Here is a 23,149-nt window from a genome sequence, read left to right as displayed (position 1 = left end):
GCCGAGAAGGCGGCCGGGGGCCGGAGGGGTGTGCCCAGCTGGAGCGTCTCCGACCCGGACGCCGACGGCACGACCGCTGCCGGCGCGAGCCCCACCGGCACGACCGCAGCAGGCAGGAGCGCTACCGGCACGACCGCTTCCGGCAGGAGCGCTACGGGCAGGACCGCTTCCGGCAGGAGCGCTTCCGGCACGGGCCTTTCACGCACGCGTGTCTCCGGCACACCCGCATCCGGCGCGGGCGCATCCGGCACACCCGCATCCGGCACACCCGCATCCGGCACACCCGCATCCGGCGCGCACGCGTCCGGCACACCCGCGTCCGGCACACCCGCATCCGGCGCGCTCACGCCCGGCACGAGCGCTACCGGCACGAACCTTCCAGGCCAGCGCGTCTCCGGCACACCCGCTCCCGGCGCACCCGCTTCCCGCACACCCGCTCCCCGCACACCCGCTCCCGGCGCACCGCCGCTGCGCTCGACCCGTGAGCCGTGGCCCGCGGTCTCCGGGCGACCGCGCGGCGTCGACCTCTCCGTCCTCATCCCCGCCTACAACGAGGAGCAGCGGCTCGTCCGTACCCTCGACGCCATCACGGCGTACCTGAGGGCCCACGAGGACCGCTGGCCCACCTGGGAGATCGTCGTCGCCGACGACGGCTCCACCGACGCCACCCGCGAGGTCGTCGTGTCCCGCCGCGACCCCCGCGTCCAGCTGGTCGTCGGCCCCCGCAACCGCGGCAAGGGCCACGCCCTGCGCCGGGGCGCCGCCGTGACCCGTGGCCGTCTCCTGCTCGTCACGGACGCCGATCTGGCCGCCCCCATAGAGGAGTTGGAGCACCTCGACCGGGCCCTCACCGACGGGCACGCGGCGGCCATCGGCTCCCGCGCGATGCCGGGCGCGACACAGACCACCCGCCAGCACCGGCTGCGCGAGCTGCTCGGCCGGGCCGGCAACGCCCTCATACGCCGGACGATGGTCCCGGGGTTACGTGACACCCAGTGCGGCTTCAAGCTGTTCGTCGGCGATCGTGCCCGCGAGGCGTTCGCCGCCTCCCGCCTCAACGGCTGGGGCATCGACATCGAGGTGCTGCACCACTTCCACCGCGCCGACTGGCCGGTCGCCGAGGTCCCGGTGCACTGGTCGCACCAGCCGGGCTCCAAGGTGCGCCCCTGGGACTACCCCCGCGTCCTCGCCGAGCTCGCCCGCATCCGCATCCGCCCCCTCGGCCCGGCCGACCTGGTCGCCGCCGTTCTCTTCCTGATGATGTCGGCGGCCCTGTACTCGGGCCGCGTCCTCGACCCCGGCCACCGCTACCTCCCCGACTCCCTCCAGGACCAGAACCAGTGGGAGTGGTTCTTCGCGGTGACCGCCGACAGCGTCGCCCATTTACGCAATCCCCTCTTCAGCGACCTCCAGGGCTTCCCCGAGGGCGTCAACCTCATGGCCAACACGGTCATGCTGGGCCTGTCGGTGCCGTTCACCCCGATCACGCTGTTCTTCGGCCCGGCCGTGTCACTGAGCCTCTGCATGACGCTGGGCCTCGCCGCCACCGCGGCCGCCTGGTACTGGCTGATCGTGAAACGGGTCGTACGGCAGCGCGCGGCCGCCTTCCTCGGCGCCGCGCTGGCCGCCTTCGCCCCGCCGATGGTCAGCCACGCCAACGCGCACCCCAACTTCGTGATCCTCTTCATGATCCCGCTGATCATCGACCGCGCCCTGCGCCTGTGCGAGGGCACCCGGGTGACCCGGGACGCGGTGGTCCTCGGCCTGATGGCGACGTACCAGGTGTTCCTGGGCGAGGAGACCCTGCTGCTGGCGGCGCTGGGGATGCTGCTGTTCGCCGTGTCCTACGGGACCGTCCGGTGGGAGGTGGTGCGGCAGTCGTGGCGTCCCCTGCTGCGCGGCCTGACCATCGCGGCGGCGGTCTGTCTCCCCCTGATCTGCTACCCCCTGCTCTGGCAGTTCCGCGGCCCGCAGAGCTACGACTCCATCCTGCACGGCGACAACGCGGCCAACAGCCCGCTGGCCCTGCTCTCCTTCGCCGAGCGCTCCCTGCTCGCCGGCGACGCGCACCGCGCCGACACCCTCTCCCTCAACCCCACCGAGCAGAACGCCTTCTACGGCTGGCCGCTCGCCCTTCTCGCCTTCGCGATCACCGTACGGCTGTGGGAACGGACCCTGGTGAGGGCGCTGGCGTTCACGGCGGTCGGCGCGGCGGTGTTGTCGCTCGGCCCCCGCGTCCGGATCCCCCTCACCGACACCGTCCTGCCCGGCCCCTGGGCCCTGCTCGCCGATCGCCCCCTGTTCGAGTCGGTCATCGAGAGCCGGGTCGCCATGATCTGCGCGCCCGTCCTCGGCATGCTGCTCGCCGTGGCGGTCGGGCGGCTGGCGGCCACCCGGAAACTGAGCGTCCAGTACACCGGCCTGCTGGCCGTCTGTGTCGCGCTGCTCCCGCTCGTCCCCGCCCCACTGAAGGCGGTGGACCGCGCGGAGGTGCCCGCCTTCTTCACGGACGGCACCTGGCAGAGGTACGTCGGGGAGGGCGAGGCGCTCGTGCCGGTGCCGCTGCCCGACCCGGGCGCGGCGGAGGCCCTGCACTGGCAGACCGCCGCCGGCCTGGGCTTCCGTATGCCCGGCGGCTACTTCAACGGCCCCTTCGGCGACGACCGCACCGGCGTGTACGGCGCGCCTCTGCGCTACACCGCCGACCTGCTGCGGACCGTGCGCTACACGGGTGACGTCCCGGTGGTCACCGCGAGCGCGCGGGCGGAGGCCGCGCGTGACTTCGCGCACTGGAAGGCGGGCGTCCTGGTGCTGGCTCCGCAGCCCAACGACGGTCCCCTGCGGGAAGTCGTACGAAAGCTGGTGGGCCGCCCGGGTAAATGGGTGGACGGTGTGTGGGTATGGGATCTGCACGAGGGGAGCTGATCCAGGGCCGCACCGACTAGGCTCTTTACACCCTTTCCAGGACCGTACCGCGCGCTGAGTTGAGGAGCCCTCTTTTGGCCTGTGACCTGTGGCTGGTACCGCTCGTCGACGTGTTGTGCCACACCCCCGACAACCCGTTCGCCGAGGAACTCGCGCAGTACAACAAGGTGCTCGGTGAATCCGGACTCCCGCCCGTTCCGGTGTACCAGTACATGCCGGGCCTCTCCGGCGACGTCGCCCCGGTGGCCGGCTTCGACTACGACGCGTTGCACTTCCTGCGCCGCGCCTACCTGCTCCAGGTGTGCGGGCTGCCGGTGACGCCGGTGGACGAGCTGGGCGGTGACTACGAGCAGCTGCTGGAGATGTTCGAGTCGACGGCCCAGCAGTCCCACCTGGTCTGGCACTACGACCACGCGGGCGCGTACGTCCCCGTCGACTTCCCCCAGCCGCTCTCCAACGACGAACTCCTCGCGGGCGGCGGCCCCCTGGGCTCCTCCCAGGCGCTGCTGCGGGAGCTGGAGTACGTGGCCGCGTCGATCGGCATCGACCCGGCGAACCCTCCGGCACCCCCGACCCCCCCGCCGGGCCCCACGGAGTTGGAGGAACCGGCCGTCCCCGCGCCGTACGACCCGAGCCCCTTCGCCCGCGAACGGCACGTGTGGCTGGGCCTGCACGCTGCGGCGACGCGCAGTCTGGCGCAGGGATCGATGATCATCTTCAGCTGAGGGCTGCCGCCCTGATCAGCGGAGTTGGGCGAGCCCCCTCTGGAGGTCGTCGAGGTTCATGACCGGCGTGTAGTCGATCTTCGCCCCCATCTGCATGAAGAAGGGCTCGGCGATCGCCGGCATGGTGGAGGTGTCCTGCATGTCGAAGACGAGGAACATCGTGCGCTGCCCGTCGTCGACAGTGAAGTAGGAAGTCTCCGGATGGAGATGCTCCACCGCCTCCTGGACGATCTGCGGCAGCTTGCCGCTGCGGATCAGGTCGTTCGTCTTCTCCGTGTCGAACTCGGCCTTCATCATCACGCGCATCGCAGTCACCTTCCTCTGGCCGGGCAGGCGGGCGGGGCTGGGGCTTTGTATGAATTCAGGATATGCCGGTTTGCGAAGTTTCACCCGTGAGGGAGGCGAGGCGCGCTCGGCGGGGGCGCCCCTCGCCCTCACGGTCAGTTCTGCTCGACGATGCGGATCGTACGGACTCCTGTCCCCCGGTACCGCGTGGGTGTCCGTGTCAGGACGGGCCGCCCGCATGGCCACTCGACGGTGGGCAGCGCGAGATGCAGGACATGGGCGCCACTCCAGTCGTCTTCGACCTTGCCGTCCGGCTCGTGGTCCCCAGCGACCGCCGTTCGCAGACGTTTGCCGACAGCTGTGGCCGCTGCGAAGTCCAGCCCCTCGATGTGGACGGACGGCAGCGCCCCGACATGCTCCGCCACACCGGCTCGCTCACGCTCCGCGGCAGCCAGGCTGAGCGCCGGGACGTAGACACGCAAGGCGGGATCCTTCTCGGCCTCTACGACGAGTCGGGAGGCCATGGCATTCCCCGCGCCGAGCGCGAGGGCGGCAGTGTCGTCGAAGATGACGGCACGCGGCAGCGGATACCGCTTCTCCCCCGTCACTGAACCTCCCCGATGCGCCCGGCCTCCAGATCGGCCCACAGTTTCTCGCCGGCCTTCTCGTCCTCCTCGGTGTACGGCCTGCCGAGGAAGTGCTCTTCGACGTACGCCTTGGTTGCCTCGTACCGCTTGCGCAGTTCTTCCTTGGTGGGCGTAGCCCCGGCCAGCTCCGCCACAAAATCTCGCATGCTCATCCCACGCTCACGGGCGAGCTCCTGTAGGCGGTCTCGGACGGCGGGGTCGACCTTGATCGTGGTGTCAGCCATGAGGAAAGTATACTGACGGTATACCGCCTCTGGGCGTACGAGTGTGACAGTCATCAACACTCCATTTCTCTCGAAGAACCGGCCCTCACGGGCGTGGGGCCGGGGTCGGCGTGCCGCTAGGCCGGCGTCGGCTGCCCCCGCAGCAGCGCCCGCGCCACCACTCCGCCCCGCCGCGCGGCCTCGCGGTAGCCGGAGGCGCCGGGCTTGCGCGGCTCGACCTGAACGGTGGTGACGGGCTCGGCCGGGGTCCCCGCGGGGCACTTGCGCCGCAGCCGGTTCTCGACGAGGGCTCGCGCCGAGTACAGCGGGCGCGGCAGACCGTCCGTCAGCGCGGCCCGCACCTGCGCACTGCTGGCCCCCGCGTCCCACCACGCCTCCACGAGCGGCGCGAGCCGCAGCGCCTCGGCGGCGCCGAGGGTGAGGCGGGCGTCGGTACGGCCCAGCGAGCCGAGCAACCGCGCGGCAAGCGCGGTGCGCTCGCCCACGTCGGCCGGCTCGGCCGGCTCGGCCGGGGGCGGGGAGGGAGGTTCTTGTTCCCTGGTCTTTTCCCCCGAAGGGGGAGCGCCCGAAGACGCGACGGCCGACTCGCCGGAGGCCAGGTTCTGACCTTCTTCGGTTTCACCCGCGGGTGGCACGTCCTCGTACGGAGTGTCGAACACCTCGTACACCGCGAAGAGTTGACCCGTCTCCCGGTCCTTGCGCACCACCCGCCGCAGATACCGGGATTCCTCCAGCTCATGCAGGGCCCCCGCGATCCGCGCCCGCCCTTCCTTCCGCTGCTCGGCGAGCGTGCGGATGGTGACGCGGGCCTCGTTCGGAAGGCTCAGTAGGTACGTCAGTACGCCCACCGCACACCAGGAGATGCTCCGGTCGCGGAGAAGGGCATTGGAGAAGACGGAAAACGCGCGCGTGGGCGTCGTACGATGAATGCGCATTGGGAGGTGTTCGCTCCTGGTGCCGAGCCCCCGGGTGTTGGCGCACTGCGGGGGCGTTTCTTTATCGGCGTGACTCTACGGGCACGCAGAGCGACGAAAGCAAGCCGGAACTGGCTTTTCCTGGGCGGGGGTTCGCCTAATTCACTCCGGGGAGTGAAGGGCGGTGCGCAGGAGCAGGGTGTGGACGAGGTGGTCCGGCGAAGTCGGGCGATAACGCCAACTCAGGGGCCAGGTCAGACCGTCCAGGGCCGGAACCGGGATGTACGAGATGTGCCCCGGGCCTGCGGTGAGACGGGTGACCCCGGGCGGCCACGGCCTGTGGGACACGCTGCCGACCGGGACCAGGAAGTAGACGCCACGACTACCCGTGTCCTCCTCGACCACCGGTCCGGGTGCACCACCCGTCATGCCGGCGAGGCGATCGGCAAGTGCGCGCCCCTCCTCCCCGTCGACCCTGACCGCATCGAACCGCACGCCCGCCTTGCGGAGTTGGATGCCGGCACTCGGGATCCAATCCACGTCACTTTCCGTATTCATGGAGCCAGTTTCGGCAGGTGGAGCTACGGTCTTCCATAACTCAGCGTCGACCACCGGCAACGGTCGGAAATCGGTGCGATGCGTTTGTGGCTGGTTGAGTTCGGTTGAGTTCGGGGGTGATCGCCGTGGCGCGGGCAGTGAACAAGATGGAGGCGGGCGGTACGGCGTATCTCGTCGCCGCCCTGGCGAAGGCACTGCGTGAGCAACAGGAGCTTTCCCAGGAGGACCTGGGCAAGAAGATCGGTTACACCGGCTCAGCGGTGAGCGCGATGGAGACGTGCGCGCAGCCGGCCAGCGATCAGATGCTGGTGCGGTTGGAGGAGGTGCTGGGGAGCGGGCTGGGGGTGTTCGAGAGGGCCCGGGAGTTCATTCGGCTGGATCGGTATCCGCCGCAGTTCAAGGATTTCGCGCTACTGGAGCAGCGGGCACTCACCCTGCAGACCTACGCGATGGTGGTGATCCACGGCCTGTTCCAGACCGAGGCGTACGCCCGTGCACTGATCGGCGGAGGCTACCCGCCCCTTCCCATGCGACGCGTCGACGAGCTGGTCGAGGCCCGTCTGGCGCGGAGGGTGCTTTTCGATCGCGACCCCCCAGCCCTGATCGAGCTGGTCCTGGACGAGTCCACATTGCGGCGCATTGTGGGCAGCCAGGAGATCATGCGGGAACAGTTGCTCCACCTCGCCAAGTGCGCCGAACGACGCAACGTCACGCTCCAGGTGATGCCGATGATGCGCGGACTCCGGGGTGATCACGCTGGACTGCACGGCGAGATCACGCTGCTGGAGACCCCGGACCACCACCACCTCGTCTACCTGCAGCCTCAGGAGGAAAGTCTGCTGATCAGCGACCCTGCAAAGGTGACGACATACACCCACCGGTATGCGAAGATCCGAGCACAGGCCTTGGGCCCGGACGAATCGCTGGGGCTCATTGAGCAGTTGGCAGGAGAGCAACGATGACCGGCACCCTGCGGTGGTTCAAGTCCAGCTACAGCAACGCCAGCGGCGGCGAATGCCTCGAAGCCGCTCACGACTCCGACGCCATCCACCTCCGCGACTCCAAGTCCCCCGACGGCCCCACCCTCACCGTCTCCGGCGAAGCCTGGTCCGCTTTTCTCAGCGGGTCTGGATGCGGGCGCTGAGTTCGCCCCCTCCCCCTCAGAACACCGCCGTCCCCGCCTGCGTCAGCCTCCAGTTCGTCGCCGCGAAGTCCGCCGGATCCAGCGTGCCCTTCCCGGTCACGTAGTCGATCATCAGCTGGCGGATCTCGTTGGTGGAGCTGTAGGCGATGTCCGCGGCGGCGATGTGGGGGTAGCCGGAGCCGCCGTTGGCACGGTAGTTGTTGACGGCGACCACGAAGACCTGGTCGTCCCGCACCGCCTCGCCGCCGTACGTGAGGTTCTGGATGCGGGAGCCCTCGGGCTGGGCGATGTCGATGTCGTAGGAGACGCCCGCGGCCGTGTCGTACATGTAGTCCCAGAAGTTGTTGGCGTTCGTCAGGGTGGACGTGTCGACCTTCGTACCGGACGGGACCTGGTGGTAATACTTCGCCGCGTACTCCAGGTAGTCCCGCAACTGCGCGCCCGTCAGCTTCTTGCCATACAACGTGTTGTCGTAGATGTAGAGGCCGGCGATGTCGCGGATCGTGACGTCGCCGGCCGGGATGTCCGCCGTGCGGCTGAAGGGGGCCGCGACCGAGATCAACGGCAACGCCGCGTCCGAGGTCGACAGGCCCGCCGCCACCGTCTTCATCTGGACCTCGTGGATGAAGTCCATGATCGGGACATCCTTCCAGCACGACTCCGCCGCCGAGAGGTCCTGCGTGCAGGTGCCGACGGGAGTGTTGACGTACTTCACCACCAGCTCGTGGTCCGCCTGGAGGAGCTTGGTGATGTCCGCGTCCTCCTCCACCCCGTTCGGATTCAGCGTCTGCGCCTTGATCTCCTTCACCTTCCACTGGCCCCGCACCAGCTCCAGGCCGAAGTCGAAGACGGTCAGACGCATGCCCCAGCAGTACGGCTCGGAGAGGACCACGTCCTTGCCGGTCTGCTCGTTCTTCACCGTGTAGGAGGGGACCTCGACGTGCGTGTGGCCCACCAGGATCGCGTCGATGCCGGGGACCTGCTCGGCCACGAGGTTCGACGCGTTCTCGACGTAGGGGAGTTCGTCGCCGTACGACGACGAGCCGTCGAGGCCCGAGTGGTCCGTCAGGAACACCACGTCGCAGCCCAGGGCGCGCAGGCGCGGTACGTACTTCCTCGCCTGCTCCACCAGTCCCGGAAACACCATCTTCCCGCTCACGTTGTCCTTGTCCCACAGCGCGATACCGGGGTTCGTCAGGCCGAGGATGCCGACCTTGATGTCCGGGGCGCCGGGGACACAGATCCGCTTCACGGTGTACGGCTGGAACGCCGGCCGCAGAGTCTTCGCGTCCAGCGCGTTCGCGCCCAGCAGCGGGAAGCGGCACTGGCTCTCGAACTTGCGCAGGACGTCGATGCCGTAGTTGAACTCGTGGTTGCCGAGGGCGGCGGCGTCGTAGCGCATGTGGTTCATCGCGACGGCCATGGGGTGCTGCGGGGCGTCCTTGCCGGTGATGGGGTCCACCCGTGCGTAGTAGTACGCCAGTGACGTGCCCTGGATGATGTCCCCGGCGTCGACCAGGAGGACGCGGCCCTCGCCCTTCGCCCCGCGCTGCTGCTTGATGAGGGTGGCGACTCGGGCCACGCCCACGGAGTTGCCCTTGCCGTCCTGGTAGGCGGCGTCCGTGTAGTAGTCCCAGTCGAAGACGTGGCTGTGCAGGTCGGTGGTGCCGAGGATGGAGAACGACCAGGTACGGGACGTGTGTTGGGGTGCTGCCGGGGCCTGGTCCGCCGCCTCCGCGGGCGCGGCTGCCGCGACGGTTCCGGCTGCGGCCACTGCGGCTCCGGTCATGGCCGACTTCTGCACGAACTCACGGCGGTTCATGGGGTGGTGGACGGGCATTCGGGGCTCCCGGGAGGAGGGTGTGATTGGTGCGCCGTACGGGACTACACGCGTAGATGGTTGCGGCGGAGGACGCGTCCTGGAACCAGGGGTTGGCCATGTCCGGGTCAATAATCGGAAACAAGCAAAGGGCTGTCGTCATGTAATCGTTCGGCTACTCTGTGTGGCGACTGGCCAGCCTCGGGTGGAAGGGCGCATCATGACGCTGATGGCTGAGCGACCGACGATGAGCAGCACCGAACCCCACAGCTTCGAGGACCTGCTGAACGACCTCGACAGGCTGGACGTGCTGGACGGCTACAAGGCCGAGATCATCAGGGGGAGCATCGTCATGTCGCCGTGGCCGAAGGGGTACTACACCCGGGTGATGAATCTGGTGTGCCGACAACTGCAGGTCCACCTCCCCGACGGCCACTTCATCAGCCAGGCTCCGAACCTCTTCGTCTTTCCTGGGTTCGAGCGAGCCTACGGGCCGGACATCTACGCGGCACACGAGCAGACCCTCGAGACAGTGAGCAACCACCTGGACGGCGAAGCCCTCTCCTTCGTCGCCGAGCTGACCTCCTCCGCGACCCGCGACGACGACCTGACCGACAAGGTCGAGACGTACGCCAAGGCCGGCGTCCCCGTCTATCTCATCCTCGACATGCAGGAGCAGAAGGCCACGGTGCTCTGGGAGCCGTCCGGGCAGGGATACCAGGCCCGCTGCAGCAAGCCCTTCGGCGAGAAGCTCGACATCCCCGCCCCCTTCAACTGCACCCTCGACACCACCGGCTTCGACCGCCCCGCCCAGAGCTGACCCTCACGTCGACTCCCGCACCACCAGCCGGCACGGCACCGGCCGCGCCCCCGGGGTCGCGTCGGCGCCCTCTATCGCCTCCAGCAACCGCAGCGCCGCGATACGGCCTATCTCCGCGAGGTTCATGTCGATCGTGGTGAGCGGAGGCCGACTCGCCAGCGCCATCGTGTCCCAGTTGTCGTAGCCGACGACAGCGATGTCACCGGGCACGCCGACCCCTTTTTCCCTCAGCGCGTCCGCGACGCCCCGCGCTATCTGGTCGTTGCCGCAGAAGAACGCGTCGGTGTCGGGGGCGGTGCGCAGGACCGCGTCGGCGGCGCGGCGGCCCCAGGCCTCGCTCCACTCGCCGAAGTGGACGCGCTCGGTGGACAGGTCGAGGCCGGTCGCTCGCAGGTGGTCGACCGCGTGGTGGGCGCGGTCGCGGGCGGCGGCGTGGTGTTCGGGGCCGGTGACGTGGGCGATGCGGGTGCGGCCGGTGGACAGGAGGTGGTCGACGGCCAGCTGGGCGCCGCCCTCGTCGTCGGAGACCACCGAGGTGTCGGCCGGATCGGTCGAGGGGGACAGCGCGTAGACGACCGGGATGGACTCCAGGCCGCTGATGCCGGTCAGGGGCGGACGCGCGTCCGTGCGGCGGCCGGTGACGATGATGCCGTCGACCCGGCGGTCCATGAGGTTGCGCAAATGGTGCTGTTCGCGGATCGCGTCGCCGCGGGTGTCGCACAGCAGGACGGAGATCTTGCCGGCGCCGAGCGCGTCCTCGGCGCCCAGGAGGACCGGGGTGCTGAAGCGGCCGATGCCGTCGGTGGTCATCAGGCCGACCGTCCAACTGCGGCCGGTGTGCAGGCTCTGGGCGTGCTGGTTGGGGCGGAAGCCGAGGGTGGCCACCGCGTCCAGTACCCGCTGCCGGGTCTCCGGGCGCATCCGGCCGGCGCCGCTCAGCGCCTTCGAGGCCGTGCCCACGCTGACGCCCGCGAGCGCGGCGACGTCGGCGAGGCGGGCCCGGCCGGTGGGAGGAGAGCCTGGAGCACCTGCGGCACGCGTCACGAGCAAACCTTTTCCTCTGCGGCAATGGTGCGGCCCATCGTGGCAGGCACTGGAGTTGGGTGCCAGTCCCTGGGCAAGCGGAAAAAATTCTTGTCGCAGCTCTTGACCGGGATGCCCCACTGCCCTCTACTTCTCGCTCAGGAAAACGGTTGCTCAAACACGCTCCCTCCCGCTCCCTCCCTCGGAGAACCATGTCCCGCACAAGCTCCGTCCCGCCCACCCCCGTCGGCCCCGTCCGCCTCGGCCCCGACGCCCGTGTCGCGCTGCGACCCGCGGTCGTCGGCATCGACGCGGGCTTCTGGCTCGACCGGCGTGAGGTCAACGCCCGTACGTCCATCCCGCAGGGCCCCGAACTCCTGGAGTCCGCGGGCAACCTGCACAACCTGCGGCTCGCGGCAGGTACGGCCGAGGGCGAGTTCCAGGGCGCGTACCCCTTCGTGGACACGGACGTCTACAAGTGGCTGGAGGCGGCGGCCTGGCAGCTTCCGCAGGAGGCGGACGGGGACCTCGCGGGCCACGTCGGCCGGATCATCGACCTCGTCGCCGCCGCCCAGCAGCCCGACGGCTACCTCAACACCTGGTTCCAGCTGACCAAGGGCGGCGAGCAGTACCAGGACCTGCGCTGGGGCCACGAGTTGTACTGCGCGGGACATCTGATCCAGGCCGCCGTCGCGCACCACCGCACCACCGGCCGCCCCGAACTCCTGGATGTGGCGAGGAAGTTCGCCGACCAGATCGACTCCGTGTTCGGTCTGCCCGGCAGCGGCAGGGCCATCGACGGCATCGACGGTCACCCGGAGGTCGAGACCGCCCTGGTCGAGCTCTACCGGGAGACCGGCGAGCGCCGCTACCTCGACCTCGCCGCCTACTTCGTCGACCGGCACGGCCACGGTCTGCTCGGCGGCGAGGCCTACTGCCAGGACCGCGTCCCGGTACGCGAGGCGACCAACGTCGAGGGGCACGCCGTACGGCAGTTGTACCTGCTGGCCGCCGCCGCCGATCTCGCCACCGAGACCGGCGACGACGAGCTCCGCACCGCCTCCGAGCGGTTGTGGCAGGCCATGACCACGACCAAGACGCATGTCACCGGCGGGCTCGGCGCCCATCATGACGAGGAGGACTTCGGGGATCCGTACGAGCTGCCCAACGAGCGCGCGTACTGCGAGACCTGTGCCGCCATCGCCTCCGTGCAGTGGAGCTGGCGCATGGCCCTGCTCACCGGCGAGGCCCGCTACTCGGACCTGATCGAGCGGACCCTGTACAACGGCTTCCTGGCCGGGGTCTCGCTGGACGGCGAGCACTGGCTGTACGTCAACCCGCTCCAGGTCCGCGACGGTCACACCGACCCCGGCGGCGACCAGTCGGCCCGCCGCACCCGCTGGTTCCGGTGCGCCTGCTGCCCGCCCAACGTGATGCGGCTGCTGGCCTCGCTCGAGCACTACCTGGCCAGCACCGACGCCGACGGCGGCCTCCAGGTCCACCAGTACGTCAACGGCCGCTACACCGGCGCCCCGGGGGTGACCGTCCGCTGCGAAACCGAGTACCCCTGGCACGGCACGATCGCCCTCACCGTCGAGGAGACCCCGGCCGACCGCCCCTGGACACTGTCCCTGCGGGTCCCGCAGTGGTGCGGCGACGTGCGGGTGCGGTGCGGGAAGGAGCCTGGGGAGGAGTCGTACGAGGCTCCCGTGGTCGACGGCTGGCTGCGGCTGGAGCGGACCTGGGCGCCCGGTGACCGGGTCGTCCTGGAGCTCGGGCTGGAGCCGCGGCTCACCGCTGCCGACCCCCGGGTCGACTCCGTGCGCGGCTGCGTGGCGATCGAGCGCGGGCCGCTCGTGTACTGCCTGGAGCAGGTCGACCACCCGGGTGGGGGCCTGGACGACATCGTCCTGGACACCACCCGGCCGCTCGCCGTGAAGCACCGGCCCGATCTGCTGGGCGGCGTGACCACCGTCGTGGCCGCAGGCCGACGGCGCCACATCCCGGAGGCGGGCTGGTGGCCCTACAGCCCCGTCGACACCTCGTCCGGCTCCCGGCCCCCCACCGACAGCTCCACCCCTGGTGAGCCCGTCGAGTTGACCGCCATCCCCTACTACGCGTGGGCCAACCGCGAAGACGGCAGCATGCGCGTCTGGCTGCCCACCTCCTGACCCCCCTGACCCCCCTGACCCACCTCACACCCTCGCCCTACGAACATCGAGGTCAGCCCCGTGATATCCACCCGCCGCACACTCCTCGCCGCGCTCACCGTCGCCGGCGTGCTCGCTTCCGTCACCGCCTGCGGAGGCGGCTCCGACTCCTCCGGCACCACCGACGCGTCCGGGGGGACGTACACCTTCTGGGACCCGTACCCGCAGTTCGACGCGTCCTCCCCGTGGGGCAAGCGGGTCGCCGAGTGCGGGACGAAGGCCGGGGTGACCGTCAAGCGCACCGCGTACGACACCACCGACCTGGGCAACAAGGCGCTGCTGGCCGCCCAGCAGGGCAACGCGCCCGACGTGATGATGGTGGACAACCCGGTCGTCTCGACGCTGGTGGAGGCGGGGATCCTCAACAAGACGAGCGACCTGGGCCTCGACACGAAGTCGATCCAGAAGAACATCATCGGCGCGGGCGAGATCGACGGCTCCGCGTACGGAGTGCCGATCGGCGCCAACACGCTCGCCCTCTACTACAACAAGAAGGTCCTCTCCGCCGCGGGCGTCGACCCGGCCTCGATCAAGGACTGGAACTCGCTCACGGCGGCGCTGAAGAAGGTCAAGGCGGCCGGGAAGAAGGGCATCACCTTCTCCGCGATCAACACGGAGGAGGGCAGCTTCCAGTTCCTGCCCTGGTTCTGGGGCGCGGGCGGTGACCTCACCAAGCTGAACTCGGCGAAGGGCGTGGCCGCGCTGTCGCTGTGGAAGGGCTGGGTGGACGACGGGCTGGCCCCGAAGGACGTCCTGCAGAACACGCAGACCACCAGCTGGCAGGAGTTCGCCACCGGCGACTACGCGTTCGGCGAGAACGGCACCTGGCAGCTCGGCAACGCCGACAAGGCCGGCTTCGACTACGGCGTCATCAACGTGCCGGGGCAGAGCGGCGGTTCGGCGCCGGTGCCGACGGGCGGTGAGTTCGTCACCGTGCCCGTGCAGAAGGACACCGCGCGCTACGACGTCAGCAAGAAGATCGTCACCTGTCTGACCAACGACGCCAACCTCCTGGCCAGCGACACGACGCTGACGTACGTGGCGCCCACCGCGTCCGTGCAGGCCGAGCAGGTCAAGCAGAACCCGAAGCTGAAGCCGTGGGTGGACGCGGTGGCCGCGGCCCGGGGCCGTACCAGCGGCGGGCTCGGCACCAAGTACCCGACCATCTCGCAGCCGATGTGGACCGCCGTCCAGGCGGCCCTCTCCGGCAGCAAGAGCCCGCAGGCCGCGATGGACACGGCGCAGGCGAGCGCGCAGAAGAACTGAGGCCGACACAGATGACCATCGCCCGCGTCGACCGTCCGCGACGGGCGCCCGCGACGGCGAAGGCGAGTGGCTCCGACGCCCTGCCGCTGCACCGCAGGCAGCGGCGCCGGAGCCGGCTGACCGCGCTCGCCTTCGTCGCCCCGCTGATCGCCTACCTCGCCGCCTTCTACCTCTATCCCCTCTACCGCAACCTCGACCTGAGCCTGCGCGACTACACCGTCCGCTCCTTCGTGGCCGGGGACGCGCCGTTCTCCGGCTGGGACAACTTCCAGAAGGTCCTGGACGACCCGACGTTCGGTCCGGCGCTGCGCCACACGATGGTCTTCACCTTCGTGTCGATCGCCTTCCAGTACGTCATCGGCCTGGCCCTCGCGATCTTCTTCAACCGGCGCTTCCGGCTCGCCCCGACCCTGAGAGCGCTGTTCCTGATCCCGTGGCTGCTGCCGCTGATCGTGTCGGCGTCGACGTGGTCGTGGATGTTCAACAGCGAGTCGGGGGTGGTGAACTACTTCCTGCACTTCTTCGGGGTGGACGCGGTCGGCTGGCTCACCTCGCCGGACTGGGCGCTGACCTCGGTGATCATCGCCAACGTCTGGATCGGCATCCCGTTCAACCTGGTCATCCTCTACAGCGGGCTGCAGAACATCCCGGCGGAGCTGTACGAGGCGGCGTCGCTGGACGGGGCGAGCGCCTGGCAGGTGTTCCGCCGGATCACCTTCCCGCTGCTGCGGCCGGTGTCGGCGATCACGCTGCTCCTCGGGCTCGTCTACACGCTGAAGGTGTTCGACCTGATCTGGATCATGACCAAGGGCGGGCCGGGGGACGCCTCCTCGACCCTGGCGACCTGGTCCTACCAGCTCGGCTTCGGCACGCTGCTGCCGAAGTTCGGGCCGGGTGCCGCGGTCGGCAACCTCCTCATCCTCATCGCCCTCGTCTTCGGTCTGCTGTACGTGCGTGTCCAGAGGAGGCAGGAAGCGTGAAGTCGCGCCGCCGCTACACGGTCATCGGTCTCCTCCTCACCGGGCTGATGCTGTTCCCGGTGTACTGGATGCTCAACGTGTCCCTCACCCCGCAGCAGGACATGCGCAAGAGCCCGCCCGATCTGTTTCCGCTGCACCCGACGTTCGAGGGCTACCGGGCCGTCCTCGACGACCAGATGCCGTACCTGGGCACGAGTCTGCTGATCGGCCTGGGCACGGTCGCCCTCACCCTGCTGATCGCCGCCCCGGCCGGCTACTCCCTCGCCAAGCTCCGCCCACGGGGCGCCGGAGCGCTCGGTCTGGTCCTGCTGATCGCCCAGATGATCCCGGGAATCGTCATGGCGATGGGCTTCTACGGCGTCTTCCTCGACCTGGGCCTGCAGAACTCCTGGTGGGGCCTGATCATCGCCGACTCCACGATCGCGGTGCCGTTCGGCGTCATGATCTTCACCGCGTTCATGTCGGGCATCCCCGGTGAACTGATCGCCGCCTCCCGCATCGACGGCGCGGGCACCTTCCGTACCTTCTGGTCGGTGGTGCTGCCGGTGAGCCGCAACGCACTGGTCACCGTCTCGCTCTTCAGTTTCCTGTGGGCCTGGTCCGACTTCGTCTTCGCCAACACCCTGGACGGCGGCGGCGACCTGAGGCCGATCACCCTCGGCATCTACAAGTACATCGGGAACAACAACCAGGAGTGGAACGCGATCATGGCCACCGCCGTCGTCGCCTCCGTCCCCGCGGCAGTCCTGCTGGTCCTGGCTCAGCGTTACGTGGCCGCGGGTGTCACCGCGGGCGCGGTGAAGGACTGACACCCCTCCCCTCTCCATTCCCTCCCTTCGAGGAGAACTCCCTGTCATGAGCCGCACAAGATCGTCCACCGCCGTCCTGGGCGTCGTCGCCCTGGCCGCCACCGCCGCCCTCGCCGCCGGAGCCCCGGCCGAGGCGGTGCCCACCTCCTCCACGACCCTGGTGGTCAACGCCAACCAGACCCTGCGCTCGGTCACCCATGTAGGCACCGGCAGCCTCTACGGCCTCGCCGACAACAGCACGCCCGCCGACAGCCTGGTCACCCCGCTGAAGCCGAACACCTTCATACAGATGGCCCCGGGCGGCTCCCAGCTGCCGAACGGCGAGCCCGCCCCCGCCGGTGACGCGCTCGTCGTGGCGCCGAAGGCGGCCCGCGCCGGTGCCAAGGTGGTCGTACGGATGCCGGACTGGTACCCGAACTTCCCCTACAAGTGGGTCAGCTGGAGCGACTGGCTCTCGGCGGTCGACAAGCAGGTCGCCTCCGTGAAGGCTTCCGGCGCCACCAACATCAGCGCGTACGCGCTGTGGAACGAGCCCGACTGGACGTGGGACACCACCAACGCGGGTGCCTTCGACGCGGGCTGGGCGCGCACCTTCAAGGAGGTCCGTTCCAAGGACGCCACCACCCCGATCCAGGGCCCGAGCTACTCGGCCTGGAACCAGTCCTGGATGAGCTCCTTCCTCACCGACGCGAAGGCCTCGGGCACCGTCCCGGACGTCATCGCCTGGCACGAGCTCCAGGGCAGCAAGGACATCGCCGCGCACGTCTCCGCGTACCGCGCGCTGGAGTCGAGCCTCGGCATCAGCCCGCGCCCGATCGACATCGAGGAGTACGGCACGCCCTCCGAGATGGGCAACTCCGGTGCCCTCATCGGTTACGCCGCCAAGTTCGAGCGGACGGGGATCCGGGACGCGGAACTCGCCTTCTGGAACCACTACGGCACCCTCGGCGACACCCTGACCGACACCGGCGGCTCGCCCAACGGCTCGTACTGGACGTACAAGTGGTACGGCGACATGTCGGGCAACATGCTCGTCACCACGCCTCCCGCCCAGACCGGCATCGACGGTCTCGCCTCCCTCAACGGCTCGGGCAACCAGATCAGCGTCGTCGCGGGCGGCTGCAGCGGCTCCTGCGCGGTGACCGTCAACGGACTGTCGTCCCTGTCGGCCTTCGGCTCCACGGTCCACGTGAAGCTGGAGTACAGCCCCAACACCGGTCGTACGACCGCCTCCTCCGGCCCGATCACCGTCTCCGACGCCGACTACACGGTCAGCAACGGCTCGATCACCGTGCCGGTGACGATGAACGCCACCGACGGCTACCACCTGATCGTCACCCCCAGCGGCACCAACACCTCGCTGGCCGGGCGCTACCAGATCACCAACAAGAACAGCGGCCTCGCCCTCGACACCCTGAACGCGGGCACCGCCCAGGGCACCTCGGTCGTCCAGGCCACGTCCACCACGGGCACGGACGAGAACTGGACGCTGGTCGCGGCCGGCTCGGGCCTGTACAAGATCGTCAACCAGAAGAGCGGTCTGCTGCTCGGCATCAACCAGATGAGCACCGCCGATGGCGGGACCGCCCTGATCTGGGGCGACAACGGCACCGCCGACCACCTCTGGCAGGTCATCCCGGCCCGCGACGGCTTCTACAAGATCGCCAACTACAACAGCGGACGTCTGCTCGGCGTGGACCAGATGAGCACCTCGTCCGGCGCGCAGGTCCTGCAGTGGACGGACAACGGCACCGCCGACCACCTGTGGAAACTGACGGCACGCTAGTGCTCCGCTGATGGTGCCGCGCCGCCTCGCCGGTCGTCTGCGGTGCCGTCGTGGCTGATCGCGCAGTTCCCCGCGCCCCTTCGGTGCGCGGCCCCGATGCGCCTGTGCCCCTGGCCGATGTCGGCCAGGGGCACAGGCGTGTGCGGAGCCCTCTCGGGCTAGATGAACGAGTTGATCTCGATCGTCTCGTCCCGGCCCGGGCCCACGCCGATCGCGGAGATCGGGGCGCCGGACATGTCCTCCAGCGCCTTCACGTAGTTCTGGGCGTTCTTGGGCAGGTCGGAGAACGACTTCGCCTTGGTGATGTCCTCGGACCAGCCCGGGAGGGTCTCGTAGACGGGCTTCGCGTGGTGGAAGTCCGTCTGGGAGTACGGGAGCTCCTCGACGCGCTTGCCGTCGATCTCGTAGGCGACGCAGACGGGGATCTGCTCCCAGCCGGTCAGGACGTCCAGCTTGGTGAGGAAGAAGTCCGTCAGGCCGTTCACGCGGGTCGCGTAACGGGCGATCACCGCGTCGAACCAGCCGCAGCGGCGGTCGCGGCCGGTGGTCACGCCCCGCTCGCCGCCGATGCGGCGCAGCGCCGCGCCGTCCTCGTCGAAGAGCTCGGTCGGGAACGGGCCGGCGCCGACACGGGTCGTGTACGCCTTGAGGATGCCGATGACCCGGCTGATCTTCGTCGGGCCCACGCCGGCGCCGGTGCAGGCGCCGCCCGCGGTCGGGTTCGAGGAGGTGACGAAGGGGTACGTGCCGTGGTCGATGTCGAGGAGCGTGCCCTGGCCGCCCTCGAACAGGACGACCTTGTCGTCCTCCAGCGCCTGGTTGAGGACCAGGACGGTGTCGGCGACGTACGGCGCGAGCTTGTCGGCGTAGGTCAGCAGCTCCTCGACCACCTGGTCGACGGCGATCGCGCGCCGGTTGTAGAGCTTGGTGAGGACCTGGTTCTTGACGTCGAGGGCCGCCTCGACCTTCTGCGTCAGGATCGACTCGTCGTAGAGGTCCTGCACACGGATGCCCACACGGTTGATCTTGTCCGCGTACGTCGGCCCGATGCCGCGTCCGGTGGTCCCGATCTTCCGCTTGCCGAGGAAGCGTTCCGTCACCTTGTCGACGGTGACGTTGTACGGCGTGATGATGTGAGCGTTACCGCTGATCAGGAGCTTGGACGTGTCGACGCCGCGGTCGTTCAGTCCGCTCAGCTCGGAGAGCAGTACCGATGGGTCGACGACGACACCGTTACCGATGACCGGCGTGCAGCCGGGGGACAGGATTCCGGAAGGGAGGAGGTGGAGGGCGTACTTCTGGTCGCCGACGACGACCGTGTGGCCGGCGTTGTTGCCGCCCTGGTACCGCACTACATAGTCCACCGAGCCACCGAGCAGGTCGGTTGCCTTTCCCTTGCCTTCGTCACCCCACTGAGCACCGAGCAGCACAAGTGCGGGCACGCGCGTACACCCCTTCCGGGCGGGGCATGTCCAAGGTCAGAGGTGGACATGGCACGAACATGCCTGGTACACCAGCGACCTTCGTTGGCCGCAACCCGTCGGACCGGATGCCCCGGAATAGACGAAGCCCCTGGCGCAATAGCGCAAGGGGCTCTTGCACCAAGATGCTACCCGAGGAAGCGAGGCATGGCCGAGGTGGCGACTTTCGCGACGTCCGATCAGCTGCTGGTCGTCATCGATCCGGTCGCCCGTAGGGCGGACGGGGAGGCCGTACGGATCGCGAAAGACGTGCTCAGCGCGGGTGCGACCGCGAAAGTGTGTCTCCCGGACGGTCCGGAGGAATTCGACCGGGTGCTGGCACGGCGCGGGACGCGGCGGCCGGTGGTGGTCGGGGACGACCGGGCGCTGCTGCGGGCGGTGTCGTTGCTGCACCGGCGGCGGGAGCTGGCCGGATGCGTGCTGTCGATGGTGCCGGTGGGGGGCGGGCTGTCGCTGGCGGGTGCGCTGGGCGTGCCGACGGGGACGGTGGCCGCGGCGCGGGCGGTGCTCGACGGGGTGGAGCGGCGGATGGACATGCTCGTCGACGACAGCGACGGGGTGGTGCTGGACGCGTTGCGGATACCGCCGGTGCACGGGGCGGTGACGGAGGAGGAGTCCGGGGTGCCGGGGCGCCCCTGGCTGCGGAACTGCCAGTCGCTGGTACGGACGCTGGTGCCGGCGCGTCCGGCCCGGGAGCCCTCCGTGCCGGGTCCCGGGCCCTCCCGGCTGCGGGTGGAGGTCGACGGGGTGATGCTGGTCGACCTGGACCAGCCGGTGGCGGCGGTGTCCGTGTCGGCGGAGGGCGCCGGTGCCGCCACGGTCGAGGTGCGGCCGGCGTCGGTGGGCGCGGAGGCGTCGCCGCTGCGGGCGGCGGGGCGGACGGTCACCGTGTCGGGCGCGGACTTCCACTACCGGGCGGACGCGGTGGTGTCGGGTCCGGTGCGGAGGCGGACGTGGACGGTGTGGGAGGACGCCTGGGGTCTGACGGTGCCGGTGACGTCATAATTCAGCTGCCGTCGGCTGAGCCGCGTGGTTAACGTGCCCCTTCTTGATCGGGACCCGGGAGGGGCAGTCATGAGCCAGTACTTCGATGTGGGTGACGAGACCCTGTGGAACCCGTCCAACGGGGCGGCCCGGCTGTTCCTGCGCCATGTGGGCCTGTACGAGGACGAGCTGGGCGTGCCGTCGGGGATCGGGCCGATGGAGAGCGACGAGTGCCAGGTCGACCCGGTCGCCTACGGAGCGTTCGTGAACGCCCTGCTGGAGTGGCGCGACGGCACCCGGCACGGGATCGTCGACGCCCTGAGCGCCGGTTTCCTCGGCACCGCGGTGGCCCTCGCGGAGCGTGCCGGTGTCGAGCTGCGCTGGCCGGAACCTCGTGTGGGGCTGGAGGGCCGACGGGACATCCAGGTGCCGGGGCCGCTTCGCCAGGACTGGGCAGGGGCGGCGCGGGAGCGGGCCCGGGAGCTGGACCGGTCGATGGCCCGTTGAGGCCGGCTGCGGCACCGACTTCGACCCTCTAAAGGTCTGGTTGACAAATATTTAACTCGTCCAAACCCTTGAGCGACTCATCCGGGGTGCAGCATCCTCCTTCAGCAGGAGCTCGGCGGAGGATCGTGCACCGGTGAGGAAGGGGCCACCCGATGGCAGTGGACGAGGGAGTCGCTCCGGCGGCGAAGGCAGGCGCAGAGAGCGCTGTTCACCGGCTGAAGCCCAATGCCGTCGGCCTGCTCGGCGTCGTCTTCATGGCCGTCGCGACGGCCGCGCCGATCACCGCGATGACGGGCAACGTGCCCTTCATGGTGTCGTCCGGCAACGGCGTCGGCGCACCGGCGAGCTACCTCGTCGCAATGGTCGTCCTGGCAATCTTTTCCGTCGGCTTCACCTCGATGGCGAAGCACATCACGTCCACGGGCGCCTTCTACGGCTTCATCTCCTACGGACTGGGCCGCACCGCCGGACTCGCCTCCGGGCTGCTGGCCACCTTCGCGTACGTGGTCTTCGAGCCGGCGCTCATCGGGATCTTCTCGTCCTTCGCCACCACGACCCTGAAGGACCAGACCGGCCTGCACGTGCCGTGGTGGGCGTTCGCGGTGCTGATGCTGGCGATCAACGCGAGCGGCACCTGGTTCGGCATCTCCGTCGCCGAGAAACTGCTCGTGGTGCTGCTGGGCACGGAGGTGACGATCCTCGCCGCGATGGCGGTCTCGGTCGCCTTCCACGGCGGAGGCCCGGACGGCTTCGGGCTCGACCCGGTCAACCCGGTCAACGCCTTCAAGGGGACCAGCGCCGGGCTCGGCCTGTTCTTCGCGTTCTGGTCGTGGGTCGGCTTCGAGTCGACGGCGATGTACGGCGAGGAGTCCCGCAACCCCAAGAAGATCATCCCCAAGGCGACGATGATCTCGGTCCTCGGGGTCGGCGTCTTCTACGTCTTCGTCTCCTGGATGGCCATCTCGGGCACCGGGGAGTCGAGGGCCGTGAAGGTCGCCACCGCCGACCCGCTGGCCCTGTTCTTCGGCCCCACCGAGCAGTACGTCGGCCACTGGGCGGTCGTCGTCATGCAGTGGCTGATGATCAGCGGCTCGCTGGCCTGCGGCATGGCCTTCCACAACTGCGCCGCCCGCTACATGTACGCGCTGGGACGCGAGGGCGTCCTGCCCTCGCTCAGGAACACCATCGGCCGCACCCACGCCCGGCACGGTTCCCCGCACATCGCGGGCCTGGTGCAGACGGTCGTCTCCGCGGTGCTGATCGGCGCGTTCTGGGCCGCGGGCAAGGACCCTTACAGCGGTACGTACGTGCTGCTCGCGATCCTCGGGACGATGGCGATCCTGGTGGTGCAGGCGGTGTGCTCGTTCGCGGTGCTGGTCTACTTCCGCTCCCACCACCCCGAGAGCCGGCACTGGTTCAGGACCTTTGCGGCTCCACTGGTGGGCGGGGTCGCGATGCTCGCGGTGGTCGTGCTGCTGGTGTCCAACATGGGGGCCGCGGCCGGTTCGGAGTCGGGTTCGCTGGTGTTGAAGGCGACGCCGTGGATCGTGGCGCTGGTCGCGGGGACGGGCGTGGGTTGCGCGCAGTACCTCAAGCGGCGCTCGCCGCAGCGGTACGCGCTCCTGGGGCGGACGGTGCTGGAGGAGACGAAGGAGCGGTGACGCCGTGCCGTTCCCGATGCGGTGGAGGACGCTGAGGGCTGACGGTGCGCTCGCCGGGCGGCGGGGGCACCGTCAGCCGCGATCGCGGATGGGCGGTCACGCCTCAGCTGCCGGCGGAGGTGACGCCGAACATCAGGGTCCGGCGGCCCACGTCGTAGTGCACGGTTTCCGTGTTCTGCAGCAGGTCCTGCAGAACGTCGGCGTCGTCGGCGTCGAGGGTCAGCACCTCTTCCCAGGCGCCTTCGTCGAGCACCAGCTGCAAGGTGAAGGTGCCCCGGGCGCCGGCTTCTCCGGCGACCCAGCTGAACTGGTAGTGGTTGAGCTGCCGGACCTTGATGCTGTCATCGGTGAGCGGCTGGGTGACCTGGGCCATGGGTTTCT

General features: G+C 69.4%; 22 protein-coding genes. 13 read left to right on the top strand and 9 right to left on the bottom strand.

The window, feature by feature from the left end:
- Positions 1–468 precede the first annotated feature (468 nt).
- Positions 469–2,925, top strand: a complete 2,457-nt coding sequence (locus tag IG99_RS23570) for a dolichyl-phosphate beta-glucosyltransferase (protein ID WP_037676957.1) — start codon at positions 469–471, stop codon at positions 2,923–2,925.
- Positions 2,926–2,999: 74 nt separating this feature from the next.
- Complete coding sequence (locus IG99_RS23565; protein WP_037676878.1) at positions 3,000–3,650, top strand: hypothetical protein; 651 nt, start codon at positions 3,000–3,002, stop codon at positions 3,648–3,650.
- A 15-nt stretch (positions 3,651–3,665) separates the two neighbouring features.
- Here the strand turns inward: IG99_RS23565 and IG99_RS23560 are convergent, their stop codons facing one another.
- The 5 genes from IG99_RS23560 to IG99_RS23540 all read right to left on the bottom strand — a co-directional run bounded on the left by IG99_RS23560 (position 3,666) and on the right by IG99_RS23540 (position 6,278).
- Positions 3,666–3,956 carry a DUF3303 family protein gene (locus IG99_RS23560; protein WP_037676877.1) on the bottom strand — a complete coding sequence of 97 codons (291 nt, stop codon included), beginning with the start codon at positions 3,954–3,956 and terminating at the stop codon, positions 3,666–3,668.
- 134 nt (positions 3,957–4,090) lie between these two features.
- Complete coding sequence (locus IG99_RS23555; RefSeq protein ID WP_051865807.1) at positions 4,091–4,543, bottom strand: PIN domain-containing protein; 453 nt, start codon at positions 4,541–4,543, stop codon at positions 4,091–4,093.
- Complete coding sequence (locus IG99_RS23550; protein ID WP_234311931.1) at positions 4,540–4,806, bottom strand: cupin domain-containing protein; 267 nt, start codon at positions 4,804–4,806, stop codon at positions 4,540–4,542. Before IG99_RS23550 ends, IG99_RS23555 begins: the two co-directional genes overlap by 4 nt.
- 116 nt (positions 4,807–4,922) lie before the next feature.
- Positions 4,923–5,654 carry a hypothetical protein gene (locus IG99_RS23545; protein WP_037676875.1) on the bottom strand — a complete coding sequence of 244 codons (732 nt, stop codon included), beginning with the start codon at positions 5,652–5,654 and terminating at the stop codon, positions 4,923–4,925.
- 228 nt (positions 5,655–5,882) lie between these two features.
- Positions 5,883–6,278, bottom strand: coding sequence for a hypothetical protein (locus IG99_RS23540; protein ID WP_037676874.1), 396 nt, complete (start codon positions 6,276–6,278; stop codon positions 5,883–5,885).
- A gap of 125 nt (positions 6,279–6,403) precedes the next feature.
- On the opposite strand from IG99_RS23540, the gene IG99_RS23535 reads away from it, so the two are divergent.
- Positions 6,404–7,240 carry a helix-turn-helix domain-containing protein gene (locus IG99_RS23535; RefSeq protein WP_037676954.1) on the top strand — a complete coding sequence of 279 codons (837 nt, stop codon included), beginning with the start codon at positions 6,404–6,406 and terminating at the stop codon, positions 7,238–7,240.
- A complete protein-coding gene (locus IG99_RS23530) occupies positions 7,237–7,422 on the top strand; it encodes a DUF397 domain-containing protein (protein ID WP_037676873.1) in 186 nt (61 codons plus the stop codon). The genes IG99_RS23535 and IG99_RS23530 overlap by 4 nt, the downstream gene beginning before the upstream one ends.
- 16 nt (positions 7,423–7,438) lie before the next feature.
- Here the strand turns inward: IG99_RS23530 and IG99_RS23525 are convergent, their stop codons facing one another.
- Positions 7,439–9,262, bottom strand: a complete 1,824-nt coding sequence (locus tag IG99_RS23525) for a bifunctional metallophosphatase/5'-nucleotidase (RefSeq protein ID WP_037676872.1) — start codon at positions 9,260–9,262, stop codon at positions 7,439–7,441.
- A gap of 199 nt (positions 9,263–9,461) precedes the next feature.
- Between IG99_RS23525 and IG99_RS23520 the strand changes: the two genes are divergently transcribed.
- Entirely contained in the window at positions 9,462–10,061 is a 600-nt protein-coding gene (locus tag IG99_RS23520; protein WP_037676871.1) for a Uma2 family endonuclease, read from the top strand.
- A 3-nt stretch (positions 10,062–10,064) separates the two neighbouring features.
- Here the strand turns inward: IG99_RS23520 and IG99_RS23515 are convergent, their stop codons facing one another.
- On the bottom strand, positions 10,065–11,105 hold the full coding sequence (locus tag IG99_RS23515) for a LacI family DNA-binding transcriptional regulator (protein WP_078947866.1): 1,041 nt from the start codon (positions 11,103–11,105) through the stop codon (positions 10,065–10,067).
- A gap of 191 nt (positions 11,106–11,296) precedes the next feature.
- Between IG99_RS23515 and IG99_RS23510 the strand changes: the two genes are divergently transcribed.
- The 5 genes from IG99_RS23510 to IG99_RS23490 are packed head-to-tail and all read left to right on the top strand — an operon-like array spanning position 11,297 to position 18,135.
- The gene (locus IG99_RS23510) at positions 11,297–13,255 is read left to right on the top strand and encodes a glycoside hydrolase family 127 protein (RefSeq protein ID WP_037676869.1); all 1,959 of its coding nucleotides are present in this window, start codon (positions 11,297–11,299) and stop codon (positions 13,253–13,255) included.
- 60 nt (positions 13,256–13,315) lie between these two features.
- The gene (locus IG99_RS23505) at positions 13,316–14,560 is read left to right on the top strand and encodes a sugar ABC transporter substrate-binding protein (RefSeq protein ID WP_037676868.1); all 1,245 of its coding nucleotides are present in this window, start codon (positions 13,316–13,318) and stop codon (positions 14,558–14,560) included.
- A gap of 11 nt (positions 14,561–14,571) precedes the next feature.
- Positions 14,572–15,540: a carbohydrate ABC transporter permease gene (locus IG99_RS23500; RefSeq protein WP_037676867.1), complete on the top strand. Its 969-nt coding sequence runs from the start codon at positions 14,572–14,574 to the stop codon at positions 15,538–15,540.
- A gap of 47 nt (positions 15,541–15,587) precedes the next feature.
- A complete protein-coding gene (locus tag IG99_RS23495) occupies positions 15,588–16,349 on the top strand; it encodes a carbohydrate ABC transporter permease (RefSeq protein ID WP_051865828.1) in 762 nt (253 codons plus the stop codon).
- 46 nt (positions 16,350–16,395) lie between these two features.
- Positions 16,396–18,135 (top strand): RICIN domain-containing protein, encoded by a 1,740-nt coding sequence (locus tag IG99_RS23490; protein WP_037676865.1) that lies wholly within the window; start codon positions 16,396–16,398, stop codon positions 18,133–18,135.
- 158 nt (positions 18,136–18,293) lie between these two features.
- Here the strand turns inward: IG99_RS23490 and IG99_RS23485 are convergent, their stop codons facing one another.
- Positions 18,294–19,577 carry an adenylosuccinate synthase gene (locus tag IG99_RS23485; RefSeq protein ID WP_037676864.1) on the bottom strand — a complete coding sequence of 428 codons (1,284 nt, stop codon included), beginning with the start codon at positions 19,575–19,577 and terminating at the stop codon, positions 18,294–18,296.
- Between the two features lie 186 nt (positions 19,578–19,763).
- Between IG99_RS23485 and IG99_RS23480 the strand changes: the two genes are divergently transcribed.
- The 3 genes from IG99_RS23480 to IG99_RS23470 all read left to right on the top strand — a co-directional run bounded on the left by IG99_RS23480 (position 19,764) and on the right by IG99_RS23470 (position 22,768).
- A complete protein-coding gene (locus IG99_RS23480) occupies positions 19,764–20,621 on the top strand; it encodes a diacylglycerol kinase family protein (RefSeq protein WP_037676863.1) in 858 nt (285 codons plus the stop codon).
- A gap of 69 nt (positions 20,622–20,690) precedes the next feature.
- Positions 20,691–21,107, top strand: a complete 417-nt coding sequence (locus IG99_RS23475; RefSeq protein WP_037676862.1) for a DUF6086 family protein — start codon at positions 20,691–20,693, stop codon at positions 21,105–21,107.
- A 152-nt stretch (positions 21,108–21,259) separates the two neighbouring features.
- On the top strand, positions 21,260–22,768 hold the full coding sequence (locus IG99_RS23470; protein WP_037676861.1) for an APC family permease: 1,509 nt from the start codon (positions 21,260–21,262) through the stop codon (positions 22,766–22,768).
- A 103-nt stretch (positions 22,769–22,871) separates the two neighbouring features.
- On the opposite strand, the gene IG99_RS23465 is transcribed toward IG99_RS23470, so the two are convergent.
- Positions 22,872–23,141, bottom strand: coding sequence for a hypothetical protein (locus IG99_RS23465; RefSeq protein WP_037676860.1), 270 nt, complete (start codon positions 23,139–23,141; stop codon positions 22,872–22,874).
- Positions 23,142–23,149 lie beyond the last annotated feature (8 nt).

The sequence above is a fragment of the Streptomyces griseus subsp. griseus genome (genome assembly GCF_000720255.1).
In the GTDB taxonomy this organism is placed as follows: Bacteria; Actinomycetota; Actinomycetes; order Streptomycetales; family Streptomycetaceae; genus Streptomyces; species Streptomyces griseus_I.
Note: the sequence above shows the minus strand (reverse complement) of the source record. Positions and strands in the feature narration are given on the sequence as shown.

Coding starts and splice junctions, on each gene's coding strand:
- IG99_RS23495 (WP_051865828.1), top strand. CDS start 15,588: ATGCTGTTCCCGGTGTACTGGATGCTCAACGTGTCCCTCACCCCGCAG.
- IG99_RS23525 (WP_037676872.1), bottom strand. CDS start 9,262: ATGCCCGTCCACCACCCCATGAACCGCCGTGAGTTCGTGCAGAAGTCG.
- IG99_RS23480 (WP_037676863.1), top strand. CDS start 19,764: ATGGCCGAGGTGGCGACTTTCGCGACGTCCGATCAGCTGCTGGTCGTC.
- IG99_RS23530 (WP_037676873.1), top strand. CDS start 7,237: ATGACCGGCACCCTGCGGTGGTTCAAGTCCAGCTACAGCAACGCCAGC.
- IG99_RS23465 (WP_037676860.1), bottom strand. CDS start 23,141: ATGGCCCAGGTCACCCAGCCGCTCACCGATGACAGCATCAAGGTCCGG.
- IG99_RS23490 (WP_037676865.1), top strand. CDS start 16,396: ATGAGCCGCACAAGATCGTCCACCGCCGTCCTGGGCGTCGTCGCCCTG.
- IG99_RS23540 (WP_037676874.1), bottom strand. CDS start 6,278: ATGAATACGGAAAGTGACGTGGATTGGATCCCGAGTGCCGGCATCCAA.
- IG99_RS23520 (WP_037676871.1), top strand. CDS start 9,462: ATGACGCTGATGGCTGAGCGACCGACGATGAGCAGCACCGAACCCCAC.
- IG99_RS23560 (WP_037676877.1), bottom strand. CDS start 3,956: ATGCGCGTGATGATGAAGGCCGAGTTCGACACGGAGAAGACGAACGAC.
- IG99_RS23500 (WP_037676867.1), top strand. CDS start 14,572: ATGACCATCGCCCGCGTCGACCGTCCGCGACGGGCGCCCGCGACGGCG.
- IG99_RS23470 (WP_037676861.1), top strand. CDS start 21,260: ATGGCAGTGGACGAGGGAGTCGCTCCGGCGGCGAAGGCAGGCGCAGAG.
- IG99_RS23475 (WP_037676862.1), top strand. CDS start 20,691: ATGAGCCAGTACTTCGATGTGGGTGACGAGACCCTGTGGAACCCGTCC.
- IG99_RS23550 (WP_234311931.1), bottom strand. CDS start 4,806: ATGGCTGACACCACGATCAAGGTCGACCCCGCCGTCCGAGACCGCCTA.
- IG99_RS23510 (WP_037676869.1), top strand. CDS start 11,297: ATGTCCCGCACAAGCTCCGTCCCGCCCACCCCCGTCGGCCCCGTCCGC.